Genomic DNA, 21629 nt, shown 5'->3' with positions numbered 1-21629 from the left:
GCACGCGTGAACCTTGTTGGCATACCTGTGGTCTATTAAACTAAGTGGGTAATAGTGCGGATTAGCACGCAAATGCGTGTATCCACTACCATTTCGACACCCCTTTTTAAGGAGGACCATGGCGCACGAAGATGCACCCGTCGGGAACGAATCAAAAACCGATGGGAAACCGACACTGCCAAACTTCACCGAAGAACAACCACAATCGAACGAACCTGCGCTAGAAATGCTGCAGCTCGCTAAAGTGTTCGGCAACACAGTTGCGGTAGCAGACATGACGCTTTCCATCCCCACCGGATCGTTCTACGGCATTGTTGGGCCCAACGGGGCGGGTAAAACCACGTGCCTGAACATGGCCACCGGCCTGCTGAAACCAGACCACGGCACCGCCCGCATCTGCGGCATCGACATGTGGACCAACCAGGCTGAGGCGAAGACAAAACTTGGAGTAATGCCTGACGGCATGCGCCTGTTCAACCGCCTGTCGGGCCCGGCCCTCGTGACCTACATGGGAATGCTGCGCGGCCTTGACAAAGATGTGGCCCAAGAGCGTGCGGACGCGCTCGTGCGGGCACTCGGGTTAGAAGAAGCGCAGAAAAAACCCGTGTCCGACTACTCCGCCGGCATGACCAAGAAAATCGCGCTCGCCTGTTCCCTAGTGCACGGCCCCCGAGTGCTGGTACTCGACGAACCCTTCGAAGCGGTAGACCCGATTTCGGCAGCGAACATCCGCGATATCCTCAGCAACTTCGTCAACGGCGGTGGCACCGTAGTGCTATCCAGCCACGTGATGGCGAACGTGCAGAAAATGTGCAGCCACGTGGCAATCATCAACCACGGTAAAGTACTCACCCACGGCACCACCGAAGAGGTTTCGCAAGGCAAGGACTTAGACGACGTCTTCACCTCCCTCATCGGCGGCGTCCACCACGCGGAAGGGCTCGAATGGTTGCAACAGTAGTTTCCCTAAAACTTAGAATCTCTTGGGTTAATTTTGTCCAAGCAAAGTGGAAGATCATTCTTTTTGCCCTCGTCGGCCTGTACCTCTTAACTATCTACGGTGTAACGCAGGCAGCTATGTTTCACCTCGGAAGCGCAGGGGTCGCCCCCACGTCCGTGGCCTATGGCAGTATTCTGATGGGCCTGCTGATTGCACTTGGTTGGGCGGGCGCACCCTTCTTCGGGTTCGGGTTAGATAACTCGCTGACCCCTTCTAACTTCGCTCCTTTCGTAGCCCCATCGCGGTCACTAGCCCACGCTTTGATTTTGGCTACCATGGTTGGTCCCGGAGGTTTCGTCACCTTCGCGGTCGCAATACTGCCAGCTACATACCTATTTTCTGCCGGCCACGTTTTGGCGGGCGTTCTAGCCATCGTCGCGGCTCTAGTTTTTACCTATATTTGTGCGCTAGTAAGCCGCCTTATAGGGGTGGCTGTGGACGGTTCCCTGTCACACTCTTCTAAATGGCGGGACCGTTCGGCAACCATCGCCACGGTTGTCTTCCTTCTAATTGTCGCCCCTGCAGGCGCCTGGATGAACGCGTTGGCAGACAAGGATATTTTCAGCACCGTCCTGCGAATCGGCGAAGTCTTAAGCTGGACGCCACTAACGAACCCCACTGCCCTACCACCACTGTTAGCGGGCGGACAATACGTCCCCGCCCTGTTAGGTGTGCTGTACGCAGCCGTGGGGATAGCAGCTTTGCTGTGGCTTTGGACTCGGGCACTAGCCCCCAGTATGCGCGGGCGTTCCCACCCCATTAGCGGGCAGGCTCGCGAAGCGATTGCGGCTGGGCGCCACCTGGTAGACCCCACGCAAGAAGAAACGCGGCAGCAGAAACAATCTAAAGACAATGGTCTGCCTCTACTGGGCATGTGGACCCGCCTGGGAGTATCGAACCCCACCAGCGCTATCGCTGCCCGCACCCTGTCTGCTTGCCTGGGTGACCCACGGCTGTTCACCTCGTTCATCGCCACGTTGATTTTCCCAATCCTGGGCATTGCAATGACGAAACTTACCGCAGATTCTGACCCGACTACGGGCTCGATCGCGGGGATGTTCATTTACCTCGTTCCAATTCTTATGGGCTCCACCATGGCCCTGTTGGTATCCTACGATTCAACAGCATTCTGGATGCATGTCAGTGCAGGCGTCAAAGGCTGGCAAGATAGGTTCGGACGCTTCCTCGGAAGCCTGCTACCAGCAGTAACCGTAATCGTAATCTCTTCGATTGCCTTTGGAGTGTTCTTACCCGAAGCTGGCTCTGCTATCAACTGGACGTTAAAACTACTGTCGATTTACCTGGTGACGTTTGGTTTAGGCTCAACGTTCACTGGGCGTTACAGTATTGGCGTACAACCACCAGGGTCTTCCCCGCTGGCGTCGAAAGGCACGGGGAACCAGATGGTGAACATGCTCATTAGTTTCGGCTTAATGGCAGGCGGGTTCATCCTCTCGCTCCCAGGGTTACTGATTTACTGGAAGGTCCTCCCCGGCATAGCGGGCAGTCTTGTGATGCTCGCCTGGTCGGTAATCATCCTGCTTGCCGGCATGGCGATCGGCGGCAAAGTGTTCGACTCCGGCCAGGTCAAACTACTTAATCTAATCCGCTCCTGGCCCGGCCACTAAGCCTTGGCCAAAAGTCAGAACTGAGCGCGCTCGAGGCACCGGCCTCGGGCGCGCTCAAACATATCTAACCGATGCGTGCTCGCTGGCACGTAGCTTTCAAAAGCCGTTCGGGAGAATCGGGTATCCGCGAATGCGCTCAAGGGGGATAACTGGTGCTAGCTGAGGTCTTCCGCCCGCTGAGCGGCTTCTAACCACTGGGTTTCTAAGGCCTCATGGGTAGACTGAAGCGACTTCAACTGGGCCGCTAAATCCGCCATCTCTTGAATCTGCTGCGCGTTCGGAGTGGGGATAGACGAAACGTCCGCAAGCTGCGCTTCAACTTTTTCAATCTGCTGACTACTGCGTTTCATCTGCCGCTCCACCCGCTGCGCTTCTTTCCGTGCTTCCCGCGAAAGCTGGGCATCAGACGGACCCGCATCCGCAGCAGCCGCTGCACCGGCAGCAACCGCACCGGCCCCTTCCGTGGTCTGACCAGCACGTACCCGCAGGTACTGCTCTACCCCACCCGGTAGGTCAACGATTTTCCCATCCCCATAAAGGGCAACCTGAGAGGAAGTTACGCGTTCCAGAAGGTAACGGTCGTGCGAAACCACCACGAGTGTGCCCGCAAAAGAATCCAGCAGATCCTCCATTGCGGCAAGCGTGTCCGTGTCCAAATCGTTAGTGGGCTCGTCCAGCAGCAGCACGTTCGGCTGGGCCATTAATAGGCGCACCAACTGCAGGCGGCGCCGTTCCCCACCCGAAATATCGGCCACTGGTGTCCACGCGCGATCGCGGTTGCACCCGATGCGTTCCACAATCTGGCTGGCGGTCAACTCTTTGCCACCAACGTCAATCGACAACGCCACCTGCGCCACTGCCTCCGTGACCCGCAAGTGCGAAACCTCATCCAGCTCATGCGTGTCCTGCGACAGGGTAGCGACCTGCACGGTTTTACCGCGTTTAACCCGGCCATGGTCGGGCTGCAAATCGCCCGCCAGCAGCCGCATCAACGTGGTTTTACCCGCGCCATTAACTCCCACCACGCCCACGCGTTGGCCCGGTGCGAGCCGCCAAGTGACGTCATCAAAAATCACCCGGTCACCAAACCTCAGGCTCACACCCTCAAGATCTAAAACCTGTTTACCAAGCCGCGCGGACGCGATACGAACCAACTCCACTTCGTCGCGCGGTGGGGGCTCGTTCCCAATCAACGCTTCCGCCGCATCCACCCGGAACCGTGGTTTCGAAGTGCGGGCAGGGGCGCCCCGCTGCAACCACGCCAGTTCTTTGCGCAACAGGTTCTGCCGCTTCTCCTCAGCTAACTGTGCCAGCCGTGCCCGCTCAGCCCGAGCCAGCACATACGCCGCATACGAGCCTTCGTAAAACTCAATCCGCCCCGGACGCTGATCGCGGCCGTAACCCGGTTCCACCCCCGGTACCACTTCCCACACCTGGTTGCACACGGCGTCTAAAAACCACCGGTCGTGCGTCACCACAATCAACGCGCCATGGCCGCGTGCCAACCGCTTATTCAAATGCGCTGCGAGCCACGCCACGCCCTCAACATCTAAATGGTTGGTGGGTTCGTCTAACACCACCACGCCTGCGGGTCGGCCCTGCACCACGCCTTCGGACAGGACTGTGGCGAGCGAAACCCGGCGGCGCTGACCACCGGATAGTTCGTTCATCGGGCGGGTGATGTCAATATCGGCCAGCAGCCCTGAGTGAATGTCGCGAATATCTGGGTTCGACGCCCACTCGTATTCCTCTAACCCCGGGTGGATCAGCTGGACTGCCGGCACCGGGTCCGTGTTATCACGCTGCGTCAGGTGCGTGAACCGCATGCCTTCGCGGGCCGTGATATACCCCTCGTCGGGCTGGCGCAACCCCGTGAGCAAGTTCAGTAACGTGGACTTACCTGCCCCGTTCGGCCCCAGCACGCCCACGCGGTCACCCTCGTGGATAGACACGTTGATACCCGCCAAGATTTCGCGCGAACCCCCGATTGCCTTCAGGTTGTGGGTAGAGAAAAGGTGAGCCATTATTCCTCTGTTCTAGCCAGCGTCAGCATTTGTGGTTCCTGAGGGACCGGGGCGTCGGTGCGCGGTTTCTCGGTAGCCGGGTCGGTGCCCAGCTTCTCGGTCTCCGCGGTGTCGGTGCGCCATTTCTCAGTGGCCGCCGGGCCTGTCAGGGTTTCCACACGGGCGCCCCCTACTGGCCCGTGGGTGCATAGACAGTCTTCCACATCGGCAAATTCGCGGATTGTGCTGGCAAGTTGCTGCGCGTGTTCGCCGTCGCGCGCGAGCACCGCGATCGTGGGGCCCGAACCAGACACTAGCGCAGCCAGCGCATCCGTGTGGTTAATACGCGTCATTATGCGCGCCAGGTCTGGGCGCATTTCGAAGGCGCTGGTTTGCAGGTCGTTGGTCAAAAGGTGCTTGAGGTCCGTGGCGGACCCAAGGACCTTATGCCGGTCCTGCGGGCGCAAACTGCTTGGGAGCTTCTCGCGGCCACGCTGGTGGGTGTCGAATGTTTTGAACACAGCTGGGGTAGACAGGCCGTCGCGCACCAATACCATCACCCAGTGGCGCGTTTGCCCACGCCCCAGGTTGGTCATTTGATCGCCGTAGCGTAACCCTAGCGAGGTACCTCCCATAAGGCATGCCGGTACATCTGCCCCTAGTTCTGCCCCGATTTCTAACAGCTGCTGCATTGTTAGTTTGAGGCCCAGTAGTTCGTTGACCGCCACGAGCGCAGCCGCCGCGTCCGCTGACCCTCCGGCCATTCCCCCAGCCATAGGTACGCGTTTAAGAACCTCAAACTCTAATCCGGGCGGTAAGGCAGCTGCGCCATCTTCCCCTATGGCCCGCAAGCTCTGATTATGCGCACCCCTGGCGTGCTGCATACGCTTTTGCGCTTCTTGTAGCAGCCGCTCCCCCGCTTTGACCGCCAGGTTCTGCTGCGGTGCGAGCGCGTTTATGGCCGCTTCTATCCGTTTACTACCGGGCCCTAGCTGCACGGTGGTGTGCACGCGGCTGGGCCCTGCGCATGGTTTTACCCGCACGGTTTCGCGCATGTCTAGGGCCTCAAAAATGGAGTAAAGGGGGTGGTACCCAGCTTCTAACCGACCAACCTGGAGTACCAGATTCAGCTTAGCCGGCGCGGAAGCAGTAACTGCTTTCACCGGCTGACCTCCCGCTCTTGGTGCACGGCCCAGGCGAGGCGGTCAAAGTCTTCTACCGTTAAAGTTTCCCCTCGGCGCGTAGGGTCGATTTGGGCGCGGGAGAAAACTGTGTTTAAGTCCACGTCACTGAAAGTATTCTTTAAGGCGGCGCGCAGCATTTTGCGTCGTTGTGCAAAGGCGGTGTCGACCAGTTTGAACGTGGTTTCGCGCGGGGCCAGCCACGTCGGTTCGCTGCGGGTTACGCGCACAAGTGAAGAATCTACGTTCGGCACGGGCCAGAACACTGATCGGCTAATCGCCCCGGCCAGTTGTGCGTGCCCGTACCACGCGGTTTTAACCGACGGCACCCCGTAGATCTTTGAGCCCGCCTGTGCGCTGAGGCGCTGCGCAACTTCGGTTTGCACCATTACTAGCAGTTCGGTCACGGTTTCGAAATGCTTCAAAATGTTCAACACAAGTGGTACCGCCACGTTGTATGGCAGGTTTGCGACCATCCGCGTTGGCGCTTCCCAGTTTTCCGTTTCACCCTGCGCGTTCACAGCTTGGTTTAGTTCTTCGCTTGAGGTTACGGCCAACGCGTCTGCTTGCAGCACTCGCAGCGGCTGGGGTTCGTCGGTGAACCCTTGCACGGTGGCGGGCAGGGCGGTCGCGAGGATGGGGTCGATCTCGATTGCGCTGACGCGGGCGCCAGCTTCCAGTAGGCCAAGGGTTAAGGATCCGAGCCCGGGCCCGACTTCTAGGACGTGGTCGCCGGGTTGCACGTGGGCTGCGCGCACGATCTTGCGTACGGTGGCGGCGTCGTGCACAAAGTTTTGCCCAAGCGTTTTTGTTGGGCGTATGCCGAGTGTTTTGCAGATCTCGCGCACGTGCGCGGGAGATAGGAGCATGTATTACCAACCCATTGGATGTAGCGAACAGATTTTGGTGCCTACCTAGTATAACGCCTCCGCTGGAGGGCGCGGTTTCGCGTTTCCAACGGAGGCGTATGAGCGGCCTTGTTTACTGCCCGCGACCTTCAGCGCAAGCCTAGCGTTCAGAACAAGCCTAGGGTCTTAGCGCAAGCCCAGTTGCGACGTGCAGGCGGGCCACTGGCCCCAGCCGGCGCGTTGCTGTAAGATTTTTGCGCGCATTGTTTGCTCTTCAGCGGACGCATCCGATGGCAACCCGGAGCCACCTACGGAGTGCCACGTGGACGCCGTAAACTGGTACATGCCGTAGAATCCGTTACCCGTGTTTGTTGAGGGGTCGCCCCCGGATTCACACTGCGCTAACGCTCCCCAAACCCCGTCGGGTGCACTCCCGGTGCCGGCACCCGGCTGGGGGCTAGCATTGGCATCGCCATCGGTCTTTGCCGTTTCGGTTTCTGCCGGGCGTTCTTTGGTGCCGCGTTCGATTACCCGGTCCTCAGGTTCGGTGCGGGTCTGCTTCACCTGCGTGGAGACGAGGACGTCGTCACCGCGTTTTTGCTCGTAGGTAGTGGTCTTAATTTGACCTTTCTTACCTTCGGAGACGACCCGCTCTTCACCTTTGTACAGTTCGTCGGTGTCACGTTCCACGGTTTTGAAGTCGATGTCTTTAACTTCTTCTTTAACGCCGCGGCTAACGCGGGTGACGTCGATGAGCATGCCTTTTTCATCGGAGCTGACGTGCACCTGGTCGATTGGAGAAACTTTTAGCCCGGATTTTTCCAGCACGCTCGGCACCGTGTCTTCGGTGGAGGCGGCAACGGAGTGGGTTTTCCCATCGGCTACTACGCGGATGCTCTTGGGTTCGGATACGACTGCAGGTAGAGCAGAGCGCACCGATGAGCGGTCTGCGGCGACGGTTGTGTTGTCGCGGCCGCGTTGAGCCCCGGCCAGAACCTGGTCCATGGAGCTAGCGGCAGACCAGACGGCGCGCGAGGTACTACCTTCTTTAACCCGGTAGGATTTAGCGCGTTCCACTTTGATGTTTTGCCCGTTTTGGAGCCGCGCGTTGACGTTTGGGGTGACTTGGTCGTGGGTCGACACGTCTACGCCCGCGCTGTCTAGTGCGGTAGCTACGGTGCCGCCCCAGACGTCAACGGGGCGGGTGATGCCTTCCGCTTCCACGGTTACCGTGTGGTGCGAAGCTGCGACCCCAACTGCGGAGGTTGCCACAAGTGCAGCAGCGGCTAGACCGGCAGCTGCCGTAACAGTTTTTTTCGAGCAGGACGTAGCCCAACGGGGCTCGGTCTGATTCGAGTGCGTCAAAGTCTTTCCTTACGGTCGTTTCCTTAACTGTTTAACCGTAACCAATTTGTTATCTTTTCGTCACCCTTTACGACTCATTTCACAAATCACTTGGTTTAGAACCATTTGCCGTACACCTGTTCGGTGTTGCGTTCTAGCTGTTCGCAAGTGTTTTCGAGGGTTTCTTCCCACAGGTCTGCGATAAACCGGATGGTGTGGGTCATGACGTAACTTGCGTTTGGATTTCCCCGGTATGGCACTGGCGTTAGGTATGGGGCGTCGGTTTCTATCAGAATTTGGTTACGTGGCAGTGACTTAAAAGCGTCGCGTTGCGCTTCGTTCGGTTTAAATGTAAGGGATCCTCCGAATGATGCATACCACCCGTTTTTCGCGCATTCTTGCGCAAGTTGCATCCCCCCGGAGAAGCAGTGGAACACGATTGGGATATCCGTTTTGTCGGCGCCCGTGCGGTAGAGCGCATTGACGCATTGTTCGTGCGCTTCCCTGTCGTGTATTTGTACGGGTAGGTTGCGTTCCATTCCTAGCTTGAGGTGTGCGCTAAAACTCTCTTGCTGGGCTGCGAGCCCGGCCTCCGCGGTGCGGTATAGGTCTAACCCGGTTTCCCCTACTGCCACTACCTCCGGGCTGTCGAGGTGTTGTTCCACTTGCGCGAGCGCTTCATCGAGCGGCACGTGGTGTGCCTGCGGCTGGTAGGTCATGCCGTCGGGTGCCTGTTCTATTACGCCGGCGTGCAGTGGGGCTTCGTTGGGGTGGATGGCGAGTGCGAGTCGCACAGCCGGATGCGTTTCAGTTTTATTCCTGAGGTCCTTTGCCTGCTGTAGGGCCGGTACAAAGTCTGGGAGTTCGCACGCAACCGTGATAATCCGCTTGACCCCAACATTGAGGGCGCGTTGCAGCTGCTCGTCAAGACCCATTTTGACGCCACTAGCCGCGGGGATCTCTCCTTCATGTAACGGTAAGTGCGTGTGGTTATCCGTAACCGCCGCTGGTAACGGCTGTGCCAGCGGCGGCCACGTACGTTTCTTCTTACTCATACCACTAGTTTAGTGGCGCGCTGCAGTCGCGCTCTGTTCAATCTCCTCGAGGGTACGGCCTCGAGTTTCTGGCACCATTTTCGTAACAAACAAGACGCCCAACAGACAGATTATGCCAAAAATCAGGAACACTGACTCTTGTGGCATGTGCGCGGTCATGATTGGGAAAACGAGTCCAACCAGGAACGATCCGATCCAGTTGAAAGAAGACGCTAGCCCAGAGGCACGCCCGCGGATTGCAAGCGGGAAGATCTCTCCAACAATCACCCAGGTCAAAGACGCCCAAGTGAACGAGTAGAACGCCACATACAGGCTTAGGAATGCGACGATCATCATCGGAGGCATTCCCGGGAACATCCAGTTCAGCAACGAAGGGAGAATAAAGGATAGGGCCATAACTGACCCACCTATAATTATCAACGTTTTGCGGTTAATCTTTTCGGCGATTGCGATAAATAGTAGGGAACCTAGAACCAGGATTACCCCCTGGACAATCGGCCACATCAGCGCTTCACCCGCCGCCTGACCCGTTGCCTTTTCCACAATGAGGGGAATGTAGTAAAAGATCGCGTTCGCCCCCTGGAACTGCTGAAATGCTGCCACTCCTAAACCTGCAATAACCAGGTAGCGGTACCGAGAACTGAACAACATGCCCCAGCTGACTTTGTTTGAAGCTTTTTCTTCAGCGATCGCAGTTGCCTTAATCTCTTCTATTTCTGCATCAACTTCGCTCGCATTACGGATGTACGTTAGTATCACACGTGCCTGTTGCTCTTCACCATGACGGATCAGGTAACGCGGCGATTCGGGTAGCCTGAGCACACCGAAAAACAAAATGATCGCTGGCACTGCTGCGGCAGCGAGCATGACGCGCCATGCGTATTGATGCGGTAAACCTTTTAGGAGGTAGTCAACAATGTAGGAAATCAGCATTCCCGAAACGATCATAGTTTGGTTGAGACCCGATAAGTTGCCCCGCAAACGGGCTGGCGCAAGCTCGGACATGTATGCCGGCACTAATGCCGATGCCGCGCCGACTGCGAGGCCTAAAAAAATCCGCATCGCGATGAGCCAGGCTGCGCCATTGTCGGGCACGATCGCACAGAGGATTGACCCGGTAACAAAAACAATTGCCGAGACGAGGATCATTCGTCTGCGCCCGAACCGGTCAGAGAGCATACCGGCAAGCGCTCCACCAAATACGGCACCTAGCATTACGCCTGAAGTAATCCATCCGATTACGCTGGCGTGTCCTTCCAGGTTCCAGTCCTGTTGCAGAAACGGTAGGGCTCCGGTCATTACTCCGATGTCATATCCGAATAGGATGCCACCGAATGCTCCGAAGAAATATATAAACGCACCCGAAATCTTCCGACTGCCTCTTTTGGTTTCGGCCATCTCAGCTCCTTTGAGAAACTCCTCTGTTTCTTGTGTTCTCACCACAATGTGTTCACGAGTTCAGTTGTTAAATATTCACCGGCAGCGGCTCATAGCCACAACCGCTAATGTGAACGTTAACATTGGTGAGTATATGCAGACGCTTCTGCCAAGTGCAAACGCTCTATTTGATCACCGCACGGCCACTATGCACAAACGGCAGGGCCAAAACCTGTATCTACAAGGCGGAGGCTCTACTTTTGTCCTTGTTTAGACCGACGTTTTGTAGACTCTCGGACCACCAGCACGGCAGGCACGAGCGTGTGTGAGATGTTTGAGCTTTCCAGTAGGTCTAGAGATTTTTCAAGTACTGCTACCCCAAGTTGCTCGAAATCTTGAGCGATAGTAGTTAGTGCGGGCGTGTAGTAGGCACTTTCTGGCACGTTATCAAAGCCCACCACGGACACGTCAGAGGGAACACTAACCCCGCACTTATAGAAGGCCGATAGCATTCCCAAGGCCATGTGGTCGTTGGCAGCAAACGCTGCGGTAATCCCACTTTCATCTATTGTGGAAGCCAAATCGATGCCGATTTCGAAACCCGATTGCGCACTCCAATCTCCGTATTTGTAAGTGGCTGACATCCCTAGTCGACCAACTTCATCTTTCGCTGCAGCTAATCGAAGTTGTGCGTCCGTCCAGTTCGAGGGCCCAGCGATAACCGCTATTTTTTTGTGCCCCAACCGACTCAGATGCCGCACAGCCAGCCTGGCTCCCTGCGCCTGGTCTACGCTAACGTAACTCATGTTCCGCACGTTCTGCGCCTGCCCACCAACCATGACGATGGGCGTCTTGCAATCGAGCTCAGCAGCATATCTCCACGTGCGCTCTCTGGCCGCAATAACGATTATCACGTCTACGGAACGCTGTAAGAACGTGTTCACCACTCTGAGGAACTCAGTTTGCGAATCTTCTTTTACGGTAGCCAGCAAGGTTGCATAGTTGCGTTTTCGGGCAGCTTGTTCAATGGTCGTGAGAGTGTGAGTGGGGCCGAAAAGAAATGACCCAACTGCCACTACCCCAATCATCCCTGACCGATTGGTGACTAGCGTTCGGGCAGCGGTATTTGGGATATAGCCAGTTCGTTGTATGACCTCTTCGACCCGTTCACGCGTTTTCGGTCTAACTCCTGAACCACCGTTTATGACGCGCGAGACGGTTTGGTGCGAGACCCCAGCCATCTTTGCAATTTGGTTCATTGAAACCGCGCGATTACCTCTTCCCACCACACACCTCCCCGCTGTCTTGCGCATAGATTCTGCTGCATTAGTAAATATCACTACTACGTTACGCCAGGGCTTCATCATTGGGGGAATTACTTGCTCGCTCTTCGGCCCACTGCGCTAGCACTGCAACGTCGAGGCGGATTTAAGACGCTCACCCGCCCTATCAAAACAACTTGCGGGATTAAAACTGCTTTGGCATACTGAAAAACGAGCGATGTTAACGTTCACATTTAAGAAGTGATGGGTTTACAGTTGATTCAACACTCGAAGGAGAGTCTTATGCCAACGGATTTTGATCCTAAACAGTTGCTTGCCGCTGGGGACACGTCTTTAGGGATTGAGTTTGGTTCAACGCGGATCAAAGCGTGCCTTGTGGCCCCGGATGCAACCCCGATCGCAACGGGTGTGCACGAGTGGGAGAACCAGTTGGTCGATGGGCATTGGAGCTACTCACTCAAGAGCATCTGGTCCGGTGTGCAGGCTGCTTACACCTCGCTAATAAAGCAGTGCGAAGAAAAGTATGCATTCAAACCCACTAGTTACGCGTCAATCGGTGTTTCCGCCATGATGCATGGGTACTTGGCGTTCGACGCCAATGACGAACTTTTGGTGCCGTTTCGTACTTGGCGTGACACCACCACGGGCCCCGCTGCCGAACAACTGACTAAGGTTTTTAAAGTTAACATCCCGCTGCGCTGGTCCGTCGCCCACTACTATCAAGCGATGCTAGACCAAGAACCGCATATAGAAAATGTTTCCTTCCTAACTACCCTCGCTGGCTACGTGCACTGGAAACTAACGGGCGAAAAAGTTCTCGGGGTGGGGGATGCTTCAGGCATGTTCCCACTAAATAGTGACGGCACCGAGTACCGAGCGGACCTCATCGAAATATTTAACAAGATGAGCACCAGTGAACGAGACATTAAAGAACTACTCCCTGCAATCCGCACCGCCGGGCAATCCGGCGGGAAGTTAACTGAAGCGGGCGCGAAACTACTGGACCCAACCGGAAAACTCGAAGCGGGAATCTTATTTGCACCCCCTGAAGGCGACGCGGGTACCGGCATGGTCGCAACCAACGCGGTAAAGCCACGCACTGGAAACGTGAGTGTCGGCACCTCCATCTTCTTGATGGCTGTGTTAGAAAACCCATTGAAGCACCTGCATCCCGAAATTGACCTGGTCACTACACCAGATGGTCACCCCGTCGCGATGGTGCATTGTAATAACGGCGCGGACGAACTTGCACGGTGGGTCGATATGTTCCGTGAAGTTGCGCAGCTACTCAACGCCCCAGATACGAGTGCGGACGCCGTTTACGCAGCCACACTCGGCGCCGCACTTGAAGGTGAAGCGGATGCGGGAGGAGTGTTTGCGTTCAACAACCTCGCCGGCGAACCCGTCACCCACTTGGATGGAGGGCGGCCCCTCATCACCCGCTCCCCCTGGGCCACATTGAACCTCCCTAATTTCATGAGGGCACAGGTGTGCTCCACGTTCGCAGCTCTCGCGATTGGTTTGGAAGTGCTAGAGACGGAAGCAGTGCAACTGGACGTACTTTCCGCACACGGCGGCGTTTTCCGAACCGAAAAAGTAGCCCAGCGCCTACTCGCAGCCGCAACCCACACCCCCATAACCGTGCAAGACAGCGCGTCCGAAGGCGGGGCGTGGGGAATGGCAGTGCTCGCCGCTTACAGCGCGTACAGCCAGAACGTAGCCTCGCCCCAACCACTTGACGAATATTTAACAGACACCGTGTTTGCCTCCGCTGCGCAAGAAACAATTGCGCCGTCCGCAGCTGATGAACGTGGTTTCGCTACGTTCCTCGCCGGCTACAGGCAAGCGTTAACCATTCAACCTCATGCAATTCGGGCCCTCCCGCCACGCGCACTATAAGCACGCAAGGCGCTGTGCGGCCAGTTTCCGAAAAACAATCGCTGCCGTCAAAGGGGTGGAAACCGGCGCCGTCGAAGGTGTGAAAACCAGCTTATCTAAAGAGGTGGAAACCGGCCCATCCAAAGGGGTGGAAACCAGCTTATCCAAAGGCTTGGAAACCGGCAGTACGGGCATGGACTACGGAGCTAGTTAAAGGAGAACATTTTGCTGAACTATTCATCGGAAGTAATCGATAAAATCGAAAAAACAAAACAGGTCGTGGCCACGCTACACGCGGAACTACCCAGGTGGGGGCTTGTCGTTTGGACCGCAGGTAATGTGAGCCAACGCGTAGTGGTCGGCGCCGAACCCAGTGTGGACGACCTGCTGGTAATTAAACCTTCCGGCGTCAGCTACGACGAGCTCACTCCAGACGCAATGGTGGTGTGCAACTTGAACGGAGAGCTGGTGGAAGGCAGCAAGAGTCCCTCATCTGACACCGCTGCCCACGCCTACGTTTACGCACACATGCCGAACGTGGGTGGGGTCGTGCACACGCACTCCACGTACGCGACCGCGTGGGCAGCGCGGGGAGAAGAGATTCCGTGCGCACTCACGATGATGGCGGACGAGTTCGGCGGACCAATTCCCGTTGGCACGTTCGCAATAATCGGTGACGACTCGATTGGACGCGGCATCGTGGAAACCCTTAAAGATCACCGCTCCCCCGCTGTCCTCATGCAAAATCACGGACCGTTCACAATTGGCGAAGACGCGCGGGCAGCGGTTAAAGCCGCGGTGATGACCGAAGAAGTGGCTCGCACCGTCCACATTGCACGCAGCGCTGGCAACCTAATTCCAGTTCCACCCGAGGCAATCGACCGGCTCTACGACCGATACCAAAACGTGTACGGGCAGTAAACGAAATCGAATGAGACGTATTTAAACCGCAGCAGCACTTGAAGTTTGCATTTAATAGCACACAAAGGAGTAAGTACATGCAGAACCCATTTGAAAACAAGGAAATCTGGTTCCTAACCGGCAGCCAATTCTTGTACGGTAAAGAAACCTTGGATCAGGTGGCCGAGCAGTCCAAAACCATCGCCCAGACCCTGGATAACGCGCAGCAGATTCCGCTTAAAATCGTGTGGAAACCGGTGCTCACCACGTCGGATGACATTCAGCGCACCATTCTTGAAGCCGAAAACAACGAGCGCGTAGTGGGACTAATCGCGTGGATGCACACTTTCTCGCCCGCCAAAATGTGGGTTCGTGGCCTTGAGGCACTGCACACCCCACTGCTGCACCTGCACACGCAGATCGACCAGAAGATGCCGTGGTCGCGCATGGACATGGACTTCATGAACCTAAACCAGGCGGCCCACGGCGACCGGGAGTTCGGCTACATCCTCACCCGCATGGGCATTGCCCGCACCACCGTGGTTGGCCACTACACGGACACCGCTGTGCACGACGAGATCGCCACCTGGGCGCGCGCCATCATCGGTTGGGATGAAGCCCGGAACCTCAAACTAGTACGGTTTGGCGACAACATGCGTAACGTGGCCGTAACAGAAGGGGATAAGACGGAAGCGGAAATCCGGTTCGGCACCTCCGTCAACACCTGGGGTGTTAACGATCTGGTAGCACAAATCAACCAGGTCGAAGAAGCGGACGTTGATGCGTTAATACAGCAGTACCTAGACCTTTACGACGTGGCGCCAGAACTGAAACCCGAAGGTAAACGCCACGAGTCCTTGCGTTACGCCGCCCGGCAAGAAATAGCGCTGCGCACGTTCCTGGATAAGCAAGGGGCGAAAGCGTTTACAGATACTTTTGAGGATCTTGGTGAACTCAAACAACTACCCGGCCTGGCGGTGCAGCGGCTCATGGCGGACGGCTACGGTTTCGGAGCGGAAGGGGATTGGAAAACCGCGATTCTGATCCGCTTAGCGAAAGTGATGGGATACGGGTTAGACGGCGGCGCATCCTTGATGGAGGACTACTCGTACAATCTGGTGCGCGGGGACGAGAAAAACCTGGGTGCACACATGCTAGAAGTCTGCCCAAGCCTGACGGTGGATAAACCGAAACTGGAGATCCACCCGCTCGGCATTGGAGACCGCGAAGACCCGGTGCGGCTAGTATTCACTGCTTCCCCATCAGCTGGGGTTGTGGTTGCTCTATCGGATATTCGTGACCGGTTCCGCATGGTTGCGAACAAGGTGGAGGTAGTGAACCCAGACGAGCCACTGCCGATTCTGCCGGTGGCGCGCGCGGTGTGGAAACCGCTGCCGGATTTCCAGACTGCAACCCGCTGCTGGCTCGCTTCCGGCGCAGCCCACCACACGGTGATGAGCACGCAAGTGGGGCTAGACGTGTGGAAAATGTTCGCCCGAATCGCCGGGATTGAGTTCGCCGCGATTGACGAACACACTCAGGTCGATGCGTTCGAAGACCAGTTGCGTTGGAACAACGTGTTCTACCGCATCCAACAATCGCTCTAGGCGAGGCTGGGAAGAACTACCGCTGTAGATTGGTGCACACTGCAAATGCTATGAGCGTGCACGTACTGCACGTCCATTAACCAGGGCGGAACGCGAAACGCTTGCAGTGCCTAAATAGGTTCTTCAACTACACCTAATGTTCAGGTACATCTAAAGCATGGAATAACCAGTTCCCCGAAGGCTCAGACTAATAATCTGCCTTCGGGGAACTGGTTTAGCCACGTTGTTGGCCTGATTACTCCCATTCAATCGTGGCCGGGGGCTTGCTCGTGACGTCGAGCACTACCCGGTTCACGTCCTCCACCGTGTTCGTTATCCGGTTAGAAATCCGGGCCAGCAACTCGAACGGCAGGCGCGACCAATCCGCCGTCATCGCATCTTGCGACGACACTGGACGCAACACAATCGGGTGCCCATATGTCCGGCCATCCCCCTGCACCCCCACCGAACGCACGTTCGCCAGCAACACCACGGGGCACTGCCAAATCTCACGGTCCAGCCCCGCGTTCGTCAACTCCTCACGCACAATCGCATCTGCCGCCCGTAACACAGCTAAACGCTCACGCGTAACCTCACCAATAATCCGGATCCCAAGCCCAGGGCCGGGGAACGGCTGGCGCCACACAATATTCTCCGGCACCCCCAGTTCCAAACCAACCGCACGCACCTCATCCTTAAACAAGGCTCGCAGCGGCTCAATAAGATCGAAATCCAAATCCTCAGGCAAACCACCCACGTTGTGGTGCGACTTAATATTCGCAGCGCCCTCACCGCCACCGGACTCCACCACATCCGGGTACAACGTGCCCTGTACCAAAAACTTCACTTCTTCACCGGACTCCCCCGCTTCAGAAACCAGCTTGCGCTGCGCATCCTCAAACGAACGGATAAACTCCCGGCCAATAATTTTGCGTTTCTGCTCCGGATCACTCACCCCCGCGAGCGCACCCAAGAACCGGTCCGTCTCATCTACCGTGACCACGCGGATCCCCATCGAAGACGCGTAATCACGCTCCACCTGCTCGCGCTCCCCCTGGCGCAACAGGCCGTGATCCACAAAAATACACGTCAGCTGATCTCCCACAGCCTTGTGCACCAACGCGGCAGCAACAGAGGAATCCACGCCGCCCGACAGGCCACAAATCACGCGTTTATCACCCACCTGCGCGCGGATCTTCGCAACCTGGTCATCGATAATCGAAGTGGAGGTCCAACTCCGCTCTACCCCAACGGCATCCAAGAACGCCACCAGCTGCGCCTGCCCCTGCTGGGTGTGCGCCACCTCCGGATGCCACTGCACCCCATAAAAACCGCGGTCAGCATCCTCAAACGCCGCCACCGGTGTCTGCTCGGTAGAAGCCGTCACCGTGAACCCAACCGGTGCCTCCTGCACCGCGTCGCCATGGCTCATCCACACGGTCTGCTCGCCGCCAGCCCCAAGGATCTGAGAACCGCCCGTGACCTGCGTGGTCGTATGCCCATACTCGCGAGTTCCGGTGCGCCCCACCTTCCCTCCGAGCGAAGCCGCCATCAACTGGAACCCATAGCAGATCCCGAGGATCGGCACGCCCGCCTCAAACAAATCCTTATCAATACTGGGCGCACCCTGGGCGTACACGGAAGCTGGACCACCCGAAAAAATAATCGCCGCCGGCTGCTTCTGCAGCATCTGCTGCGCCGGCATCGTGTGCGGCACAATCTCTGAATACGCATTCGCCTCTCGAACACGCCGCGCAATCAACTGGGCGTATTGGGCACCGAAATCAACAACAAGCACAGGGCGCTGAGCGCCAGTTTGAACTTCACTCACGCCCTCCACACTAGCAGGTGCACCGCTTTCGAATCACACGCCAGCCAGTCAACCACCCGCCCAATTACCCGCGTTCGCGAACATGGTGCCAAGCGCGTCAACAAGCAGGTTAACCAGCCCACTACGCGTGTTGCCAGGCGTGCCACAGGGAGGCGTACTCGCCGCCGCGCGCCACCAGGTCCTCATGCGTGCCCAGTTCCTCAATCTTCCCGTCAATCATCACGGCCACCCGGTCCGCATCGTGCGCGGTGTACAGCCGGTGTGCAATCGCAATCACGGTTCTGCCCGCCAGCACGCGCGACAGTGCGGACTCCAAACTGCGCGCCGCCGTTGGGTCCATCAGCGACGTGGCCTCATCCAAAATCAGCGTGTGCGGATCCATCAGCACAATGCGTGCCAACGCCACCTGCTGCGCCTGCGCCGGAGTAAGTTCTTGCGCAGACGCCCCCACAGCAGTATCCAAACCACCCAGGGACTCCACCCAACCCCACGCATCCACGGCCCGCAACGCGTCTTCCAACTGCTCATCCGACGCGTCCGGCAGGGCCAGCGTCAAGTTATCACGCAGCGTCCCAGTGAACACATGGTGCTCCTGCGTCACCAAAATAACGTTCTTATGCAGATCCTCTTGCTCCAGATCCACCAGCGGCACCCCACCCACAGTCACAGACCCAGAGGTCGGTGGGTGAATCCCCGCGAGCATCCGCCCCAGCGTAGATTTACCCGCCCCAGACGGCCCCACTATTGCCAAGGTCTCCCCCGGCTTGAGATCCAAGCTCACGCTGTGCAAAACCGGTTTCCCCTCCCGGTACTCATAGCTGACATCGTGGGCGCAAATCTGCACCGAGTCGGGCTTCTGGCCGCTCGGGTGACGGTCAGCGGGAACCTCACCGACACCAAAAATACGGGACAAAGAAACAAAGGAAGACTGCAGCGTATCAATCAAAAATACGGACTGGATCAGTGGGGAACGCAGGCCCATCGCGTACATCGCCACGGTAGTGACCGCCCCGATCGTAACCAAACCTGCGGAAGACGCCCACGCGCCCACCAGCACCACCAGCACGGTTGGGGACAAGAAAATGATCGCGAAGCCAGCCAGCAAAAACCCGCGCACGTAAGACGTGTACCGTTTAGTGCGGAACAACTCATCGACCACGGCTTCGAAGTTACGCATCCGCAGCCGCCCCATCGACAGCGCATCGACCGTAGACGCGTGCTCAGCTGTTTCCGAAATCGACCCCGAAATCTTCGCCCACTGCGCCGACGCCGTCCGGTACGCCGGCACTGCCCGGCGCAAATACCAGCGGGCAATAAAGTACAGCAGCGGCAACGGCACGAGCGTGAACAACCCCAGCAGCGGGGACGTCAAAAACGCTGCCCCGTACGTCCCCAAAATAGTTATTACTACCACCAGGATCCGCGATATCCCCCGCCGCACCAAGAAATCGATTTGGTCAATGTCGTGCGTCGTGCGGCCCACCAGGTCACCCGTCCCAGCTGATTCGACCACGGACAGGGGCATGTGCGTGAGGTCGTACACCAGGTCCTCACGCAACTTAGAAAACACGGTTTCCCCCAGCACGCGCGCGTAATACTCCCCGATGTACGTCAAGATCGCTTGCCCAACCACCAGGATCACCACGAACGTAATCCAGTTCATCACAACGCTGCGGGTTGTGCCCGCCACAATCAGGTCAATAATGTGGCCAATCACCCACGGGGTCGCCACAATCGCGAACGTGGCGGCCAGTTGGAACACCAAAATCACGATCATGAGGCGCTTGTAGTCTTTGAACAAGCGCACACACCCGCGCCAGACCGACCGGTTTGATGCGATAGGTAGCCTCATTGTTCCACCCCCGTAGCTCGTTGCGCGATCCGTCTATACGTGCGTCCCGCCGCGTCTTCGCGCGCACTTAACTCGCTGTGCGTACCGCGTCCCAATGCCCGCTGCCCCGTTTCGTCCAGCACGATCACTTCGTCACACTGTTCCAGCACGAGTGGGGATTCAGATACGATCAGCGTGGTTCTCCCCTTGCGTTCGCTTGCGATTCTTGAGGCAATGCGTGCCTCCGTGTGCGAATCCACCGCGGAAGTCGGTTCAATCAAAACCAGTGCGGTGGCGTCCGTGTAGATAGCGCGAGCGAGGGCCACACGTTGGCGCTGCCCACCCGAGAGGGACCGGCCTTTTTCCGTGAGATGGCCATCCAGTCCACCGGCGAGGGAGCCGGCGATGTCTTCTCCGTCCGCCACCCACAGGGCGTGCATCACGGCGTCATCCACGGCTTGGCGGCTGTAGTGCGCTTGCGGTTCCTTCCCTTCCGAATGCACGTAGTCAGTGATGATGCGCCACAGGGGCCGGGCAGGAGCCTGCTGGGCCCGGGGCCCCAAGATCGCGTCGCGCAACGTGCCGACGAACAACTGTGCTTTAGCGCCAGAGAGCACCAGGTTTTCGCGAATATTCGACACCGGGATTTCGCGGGCATCCACGCCCGCGTACCGCACGCAGTCTTCGTCATCGACCCGGGTTAAGCGCGTCGCCACACGCGCGGAATCGTCCGGATCAACCGCCACCAACGCGGTGATTTTACCCGGTTCCACGCGGGTTCCAGTGGCCTCATCAACCAAATCAGCTGCCGGCCAGTCAACCCGCTTTTCGCCGCGCGAGTTAATGCGCGATTCAATCTGGTGCAGGTGCGCGATCTTCTTCGCCCCCACCCAGGCGCGCGTGCCCACCTGGATCGTGTTCGTAGCCGCGTTCAAGGGGCTCGACAGGAACGTGGTGTAACCGTAGAACGCAACCAGGTGACCGGCCGAAAGTTCGCCGTCGTAGACCATCATCGCGGCGATCGCCACCACAATAATTGTAAACGCGCTCGGCGCCGCTGCCCGCGACGTATCCAAAATCGCTTGGAAAGCCGCCACCGTTATTCCCCGGTCACGCACCACCCGGGACTGTTTCGTGTACCGACTGTGGAACTCGTCCTCCCCGCCAATACCACGCAGAATCCGCAGGCCCGCCACCGAGTCGGCCCCCAAGTTTGTGAGTACCCCACGGGCCTCACGCTGCCACATCTGGCGGCGCTGCAAAACTGGCACCACGCACGCCAGGCCGATAATCACTAGCGGCAACCCAATCAGCACCACGAGCCCTAAGATCACTGATGTTTTCAGCATTAGGTACGCCACCACAGCGGTGGAAGTTACGGCCGCCACAATCGCGGGAATAAAGGCAAATAAGGCGCCCACGTAGTCCGTGTCCGACGTGATTGTGGTAACGATGTCGCCGGGCGCTATTTTTTGGGTAATAGACCGGCCGCGTTTAGACGTGCGCGCGGCAACAGATTTACCGCCCAGCACGGGGCCGCTCATCCACCCGGCGATGTCCGTCAGCTGGGTGATCGCACTGCCCACCCCGGTCATCATCACGATCCCAATCAGCCCAAACGTCCACGGCAGCATGTGGACGCCAAAACCTTTCTCTAACCCCGAATCCAGTAGCTTCCCCAGACCCATTGGCACGAGCGCCATGGAAATGTAGTTGATTGAGTTCGCAATCGAACCCAAAATTAGGGGCACGCGGTTTTCTTTCGCGAGCGTCCACAGCACCCCACCCGCAGTTGTGGGTAGGTCTTGGGCCTGTTTTTTATCTACCTGGAGGAACTTGGGCCAGCGCCGGGGTTGGCGGGCGATCTTCACGGGGGTACTCAAA

General features: G+C 57.6%; 15 protein-coding genes and 1 pseudogene. 5 read left to right on the top strand and 11 right to left on the bottom strand.

Annotated elements, in window-relative coordinates:
* The first annotated feature begins 118 nt into the window (after window positions 1-118).
* Window positions 119-961 carry an ABC transporter ATP-binding protein gene (locus CJ187_RS01040; protein ID WP_102216142.1) on the top strand — a complete coding sequence of 281 codons (843 nt, stop codon included), beginning with the start codon at window positions 119-121 and terminating at the stop codon, window positions 959-961.
* Window positions 946-2628 (top strand): hypothetical protein, encoded by a 1683-nt coding sequence (locus CJ187_RS01035; protein WP_102216143.1) that lies wholly within the window; start codon window positions 946-948, stop codon window positions 2626-2628. Before CJ187_RS01040 ends, CJ187_RS01035 begins: the two co-directional genes overlap by 16 nt.
* A gap of 155 nt (window positions 2629-2783) precedes the next feature.
* Here the strand turns inward: CJ187_RS01035 and CJ187_RS01030 are convergent, their stop codons facing one another.
* From CJ187_RS01030 to CJ187_RS09385, 8 genes and pseudogenes are all read right to left on the bottom strand, one after another.
* The gene (locus CJ187_RS01030; protein ID WP_102216144.1) at window positions 2784-4652 is read right to left on the bottom strand and encodes an ABC-F family ATP-binding cassette domain-containing protein; all 1869 of its coding nucleotides are present in this window, start codon (window positions 4650-4652) and stop codon (window positions 2784-2786) included.
* Window positions 4652-5794 carry a 4-(cytidine 5'-diphospho)-2-C-methyl-D-erythritol kinase gene (ispE, locus tag CJ187_RS01025; protein ID WP_102216145.1) on the bottom strand — a complete coding sequence of 381 codons (1143 nt, stop codon included), beginning with the start codon at window positions 5792-5794 and terminating at the stop codon, window positions 4652-4654. Before ispE ends, CJ187_RS01030 begins: the two co-directional genes overlap by 1 nt.
* Window positions 5791-6681, bottom strand: a complete 891-nt coding sequence (gene rsmA / locus CJ187_RS01020; RefSeq protein ID WP_102216146.1) for a 16S rRNA (adenine(1518)-N(6)/adenine(1519)-N(6))-dimethyltransferase RsmA — start codon at window positions 6679-6681, stop codon at window positions 5791-5793. The genes ispE and rsmA overlap by 4 nt, the downstream gene beginning before the upstream one ends.
* Window positions 6682-6846: 165 nt before the next feature.
* Window positions 6847-8025: a resuscitation-promoting factor gene (locus tag CJ187_RS01015; protein WP_102216147.1), complete on the bottom strand. Its 1179-nt coding sequence runs from the start codon at window positions 8023-8025 to the stop codon at window positions 6847-6849.
* A gap of 95 nt (window positions 8026-8120) precedes the next feature.
* A complete protein-coding gene (locus CJ187_RS01010) occupies window positions 8121-9059 on the bottom strand; it encodes a TatD family hydrolase (RefSeq protein WP_102216148.1) in 939 nt (312 codons plus the stop codon).
* Between the two features lie 9 nt (window positions 9060-9068).
* A complete protein-coding gene (locus tag CJ187_RS01005; RefSeq protein ID WP_102216149.1) occupies window positions 9069-10457 on the bottom strand; it encodes a sugar porter family MFS transporter in 1389 nt (462 codons plus the stop codon).
* Window positions 10458-10690: 233 nt separating this feature from the next.
* Window positions 10691-11512 carry a substrate-binding domain-containing protein gene (locus CJ187_RS01000; RefSeq protein ID WP_233187313.1) on the bottom strand — a complete coding sequence of 274 codons (822 nt, stop codon included), beginning with the start codon at window positions 11510-11512 and terminating at the stop codon, window positions 10691-10693.
* A 60-nt stretch (window positions 11513-11572) separates the two neighbouring features.
* Window positions 11573-11695: pseudogene (locus CJ187_RS09385) on the bottom strand (LacI family DNA-binding transcriptional regulator); the annotation flags it as partial.
* 306 nt (window positions 11696-12001) lie between these two features.
* Between CJ187_RS09385 and CJ187_RS00995 the strand changes: the two are divergent.
* From CJ187_RS00995 to araA, 3 genes are all read left to right on the top strand, one after another.
* The gene (locus CJ187_RS00995) at window positions 12002-13618 is read left to right on the top strand and encodes a xylulokinase (protein ID WP_102216573.1); all 1617 of its coding nucleotides are present in this window, start codon (window positions 12002-12004) and stop codon (window positions 13616-13618) included.
* A gap of 201 nt (window positions 13619-13819) precedes the next feature.
* Window positions 13820-14518, top strand: a complete 699-nt coding sequence (locus CJ187_RS00990) for an L-ribulose-5-phosphate 4-epimerase (protein ID WP_199171080.1) — start codon at window positions 13820-13822, stop codon at window positions 14516-14518.
* A gap of 77 nt (window positions 14519-14595) precedes the next feature.
* Window positions 14596-16104: an L-arabinose isomerase gene (araA, locus tag CJ187_RS00985; RefSeq protein ID WP_102216153.1), complete on the top strand. Its 1509-nt coding sequence runs from the start codon at window positions 14596-14598 to the stop codon at window positions 16102-16104.
* A gap of 235 nt (window positions 16105-16339) precedes the next feature.
* Here araA and guaA read toward each other — a convergent pair whose 3' ends face one another.
* The 3 genes from guaA to CJ187_RS00970 all read right to left on the bottom strand — a co-directional run bounded on the left by guaA (window position 16340) and on the right by CJ187_RS00970 (window position 21628).
* The gene (guaA, locus tag CJ187_RS00980) at window positions 16340-17914 is read right to left on the bottom strand and encodes a glutamine-hydrolyzing GMP synthase (RefSeq protein ID WP_102216154.1); all 1575 of its coding nucleotides are present in this window, start codon (window positions 17912-17914) and stop codon (window positions 16340-16342) included.
* Between the two features lie 121 nt (window positions 17915-18035).
* A complete protein-coding gene (locus CJ187_RS00975; protein ID WP_102216155.1) occupies window positions 18036-19766 on the bottom strand; it encodes an ABC transporter ATP-binding protein in 1731 nt (576 codons plus the stop codon).
* Window positions 19763-21628 (bottom strand): ABC transporter transmembrane domain-containing protein, encoded by a 1866-nt coding sequence (locus tag CJ187_RS00970; RefSeq protein ID WP_146003061.1) that lies wholly within the window; start codon window positions 21626-21628, stop codon window positions 19763-19765. The genes CJ187_RS00975 and CJ187_RS00970 overlap by 4 nt, the downstream gene beginning before the upstream one ends.
* Window position 21629 lies beyond the last annotated feature (1 nt).

Origin of the sequence: Gleimia hominis, assembly GCF_002871945.2 — a bacterium.
Taxonomy (GTDB): Bacteria; Actinomycetota; Actinomycetes; order Actinomycetales; family Actinomycetaceae; genus Gleimia; species Gleimia hominis_A.
This window is presented reverse-complemented; position numbering and strand designations above follow the sequence as displayed.

Coding starts and splice junctions, on each gene's coding strand:
- CJ187_RS01040 (WP_102216142.1), top strand. CDS start 119: ATGGCGCACGAAGATGCACCCGTCGGGAACGAATCAAAAACCGATGGG.
- CJ187_RS01035 (WP_102216143.1), top strand. CDS start 946: ATGGTTGCAACAGTAGTTTCCCTAAAACTTAGAATCTCTTGGGTTAAT.
- CJ187_RS01030 (WP_102216144.1), bottom strand. CDS start 4,652: ATGGCTCACCTTTTCTCTACCCACAACCTGAAGGCAATCGGGGGTTCG.
- rsmA (WP_102216146.1), bottom strand. CDS start 6,681: ATGCTCCTATCTCCCGCGCACGTGCGCGAGATCTGCAAAACACTCGGC.
- CJ187_RS01010 (WP_102216148.1), bottom strand. CDS start 9,059: ATGAGTAAGAAGAAACGTACGTGGCCGCCGCTGGCACAGCCGTTACCA.
- CJ187_RS01005 (WP_102216149.1), bottom strand. CDS start 10,457: ATGGCCGAAACCAAAAGAGGCAGTCGGAAGATTTCGGGTGCGTTTATA.
- CJ187_RS00995 (WP_102216573.1), top strand. CDS start 12,002: ATGCCAACGGATTTTGATCCTAAACAGTTGCTTGCCGCTGGGGACACG.
- araA (WP_102216153.1), top strand. CDS start 14,596: ATGCAGAACCCATTTGAAAACAAGGAAATCTGGTTCCTAACCGGCAGC.
- CJ187_RS00975 (WP_102216155.1), bottom strand. CDS start 19,766: ATGAGGCTACCTATCGCATCAAACCGGTCGGTCTGGCGCGGGTGTGTG.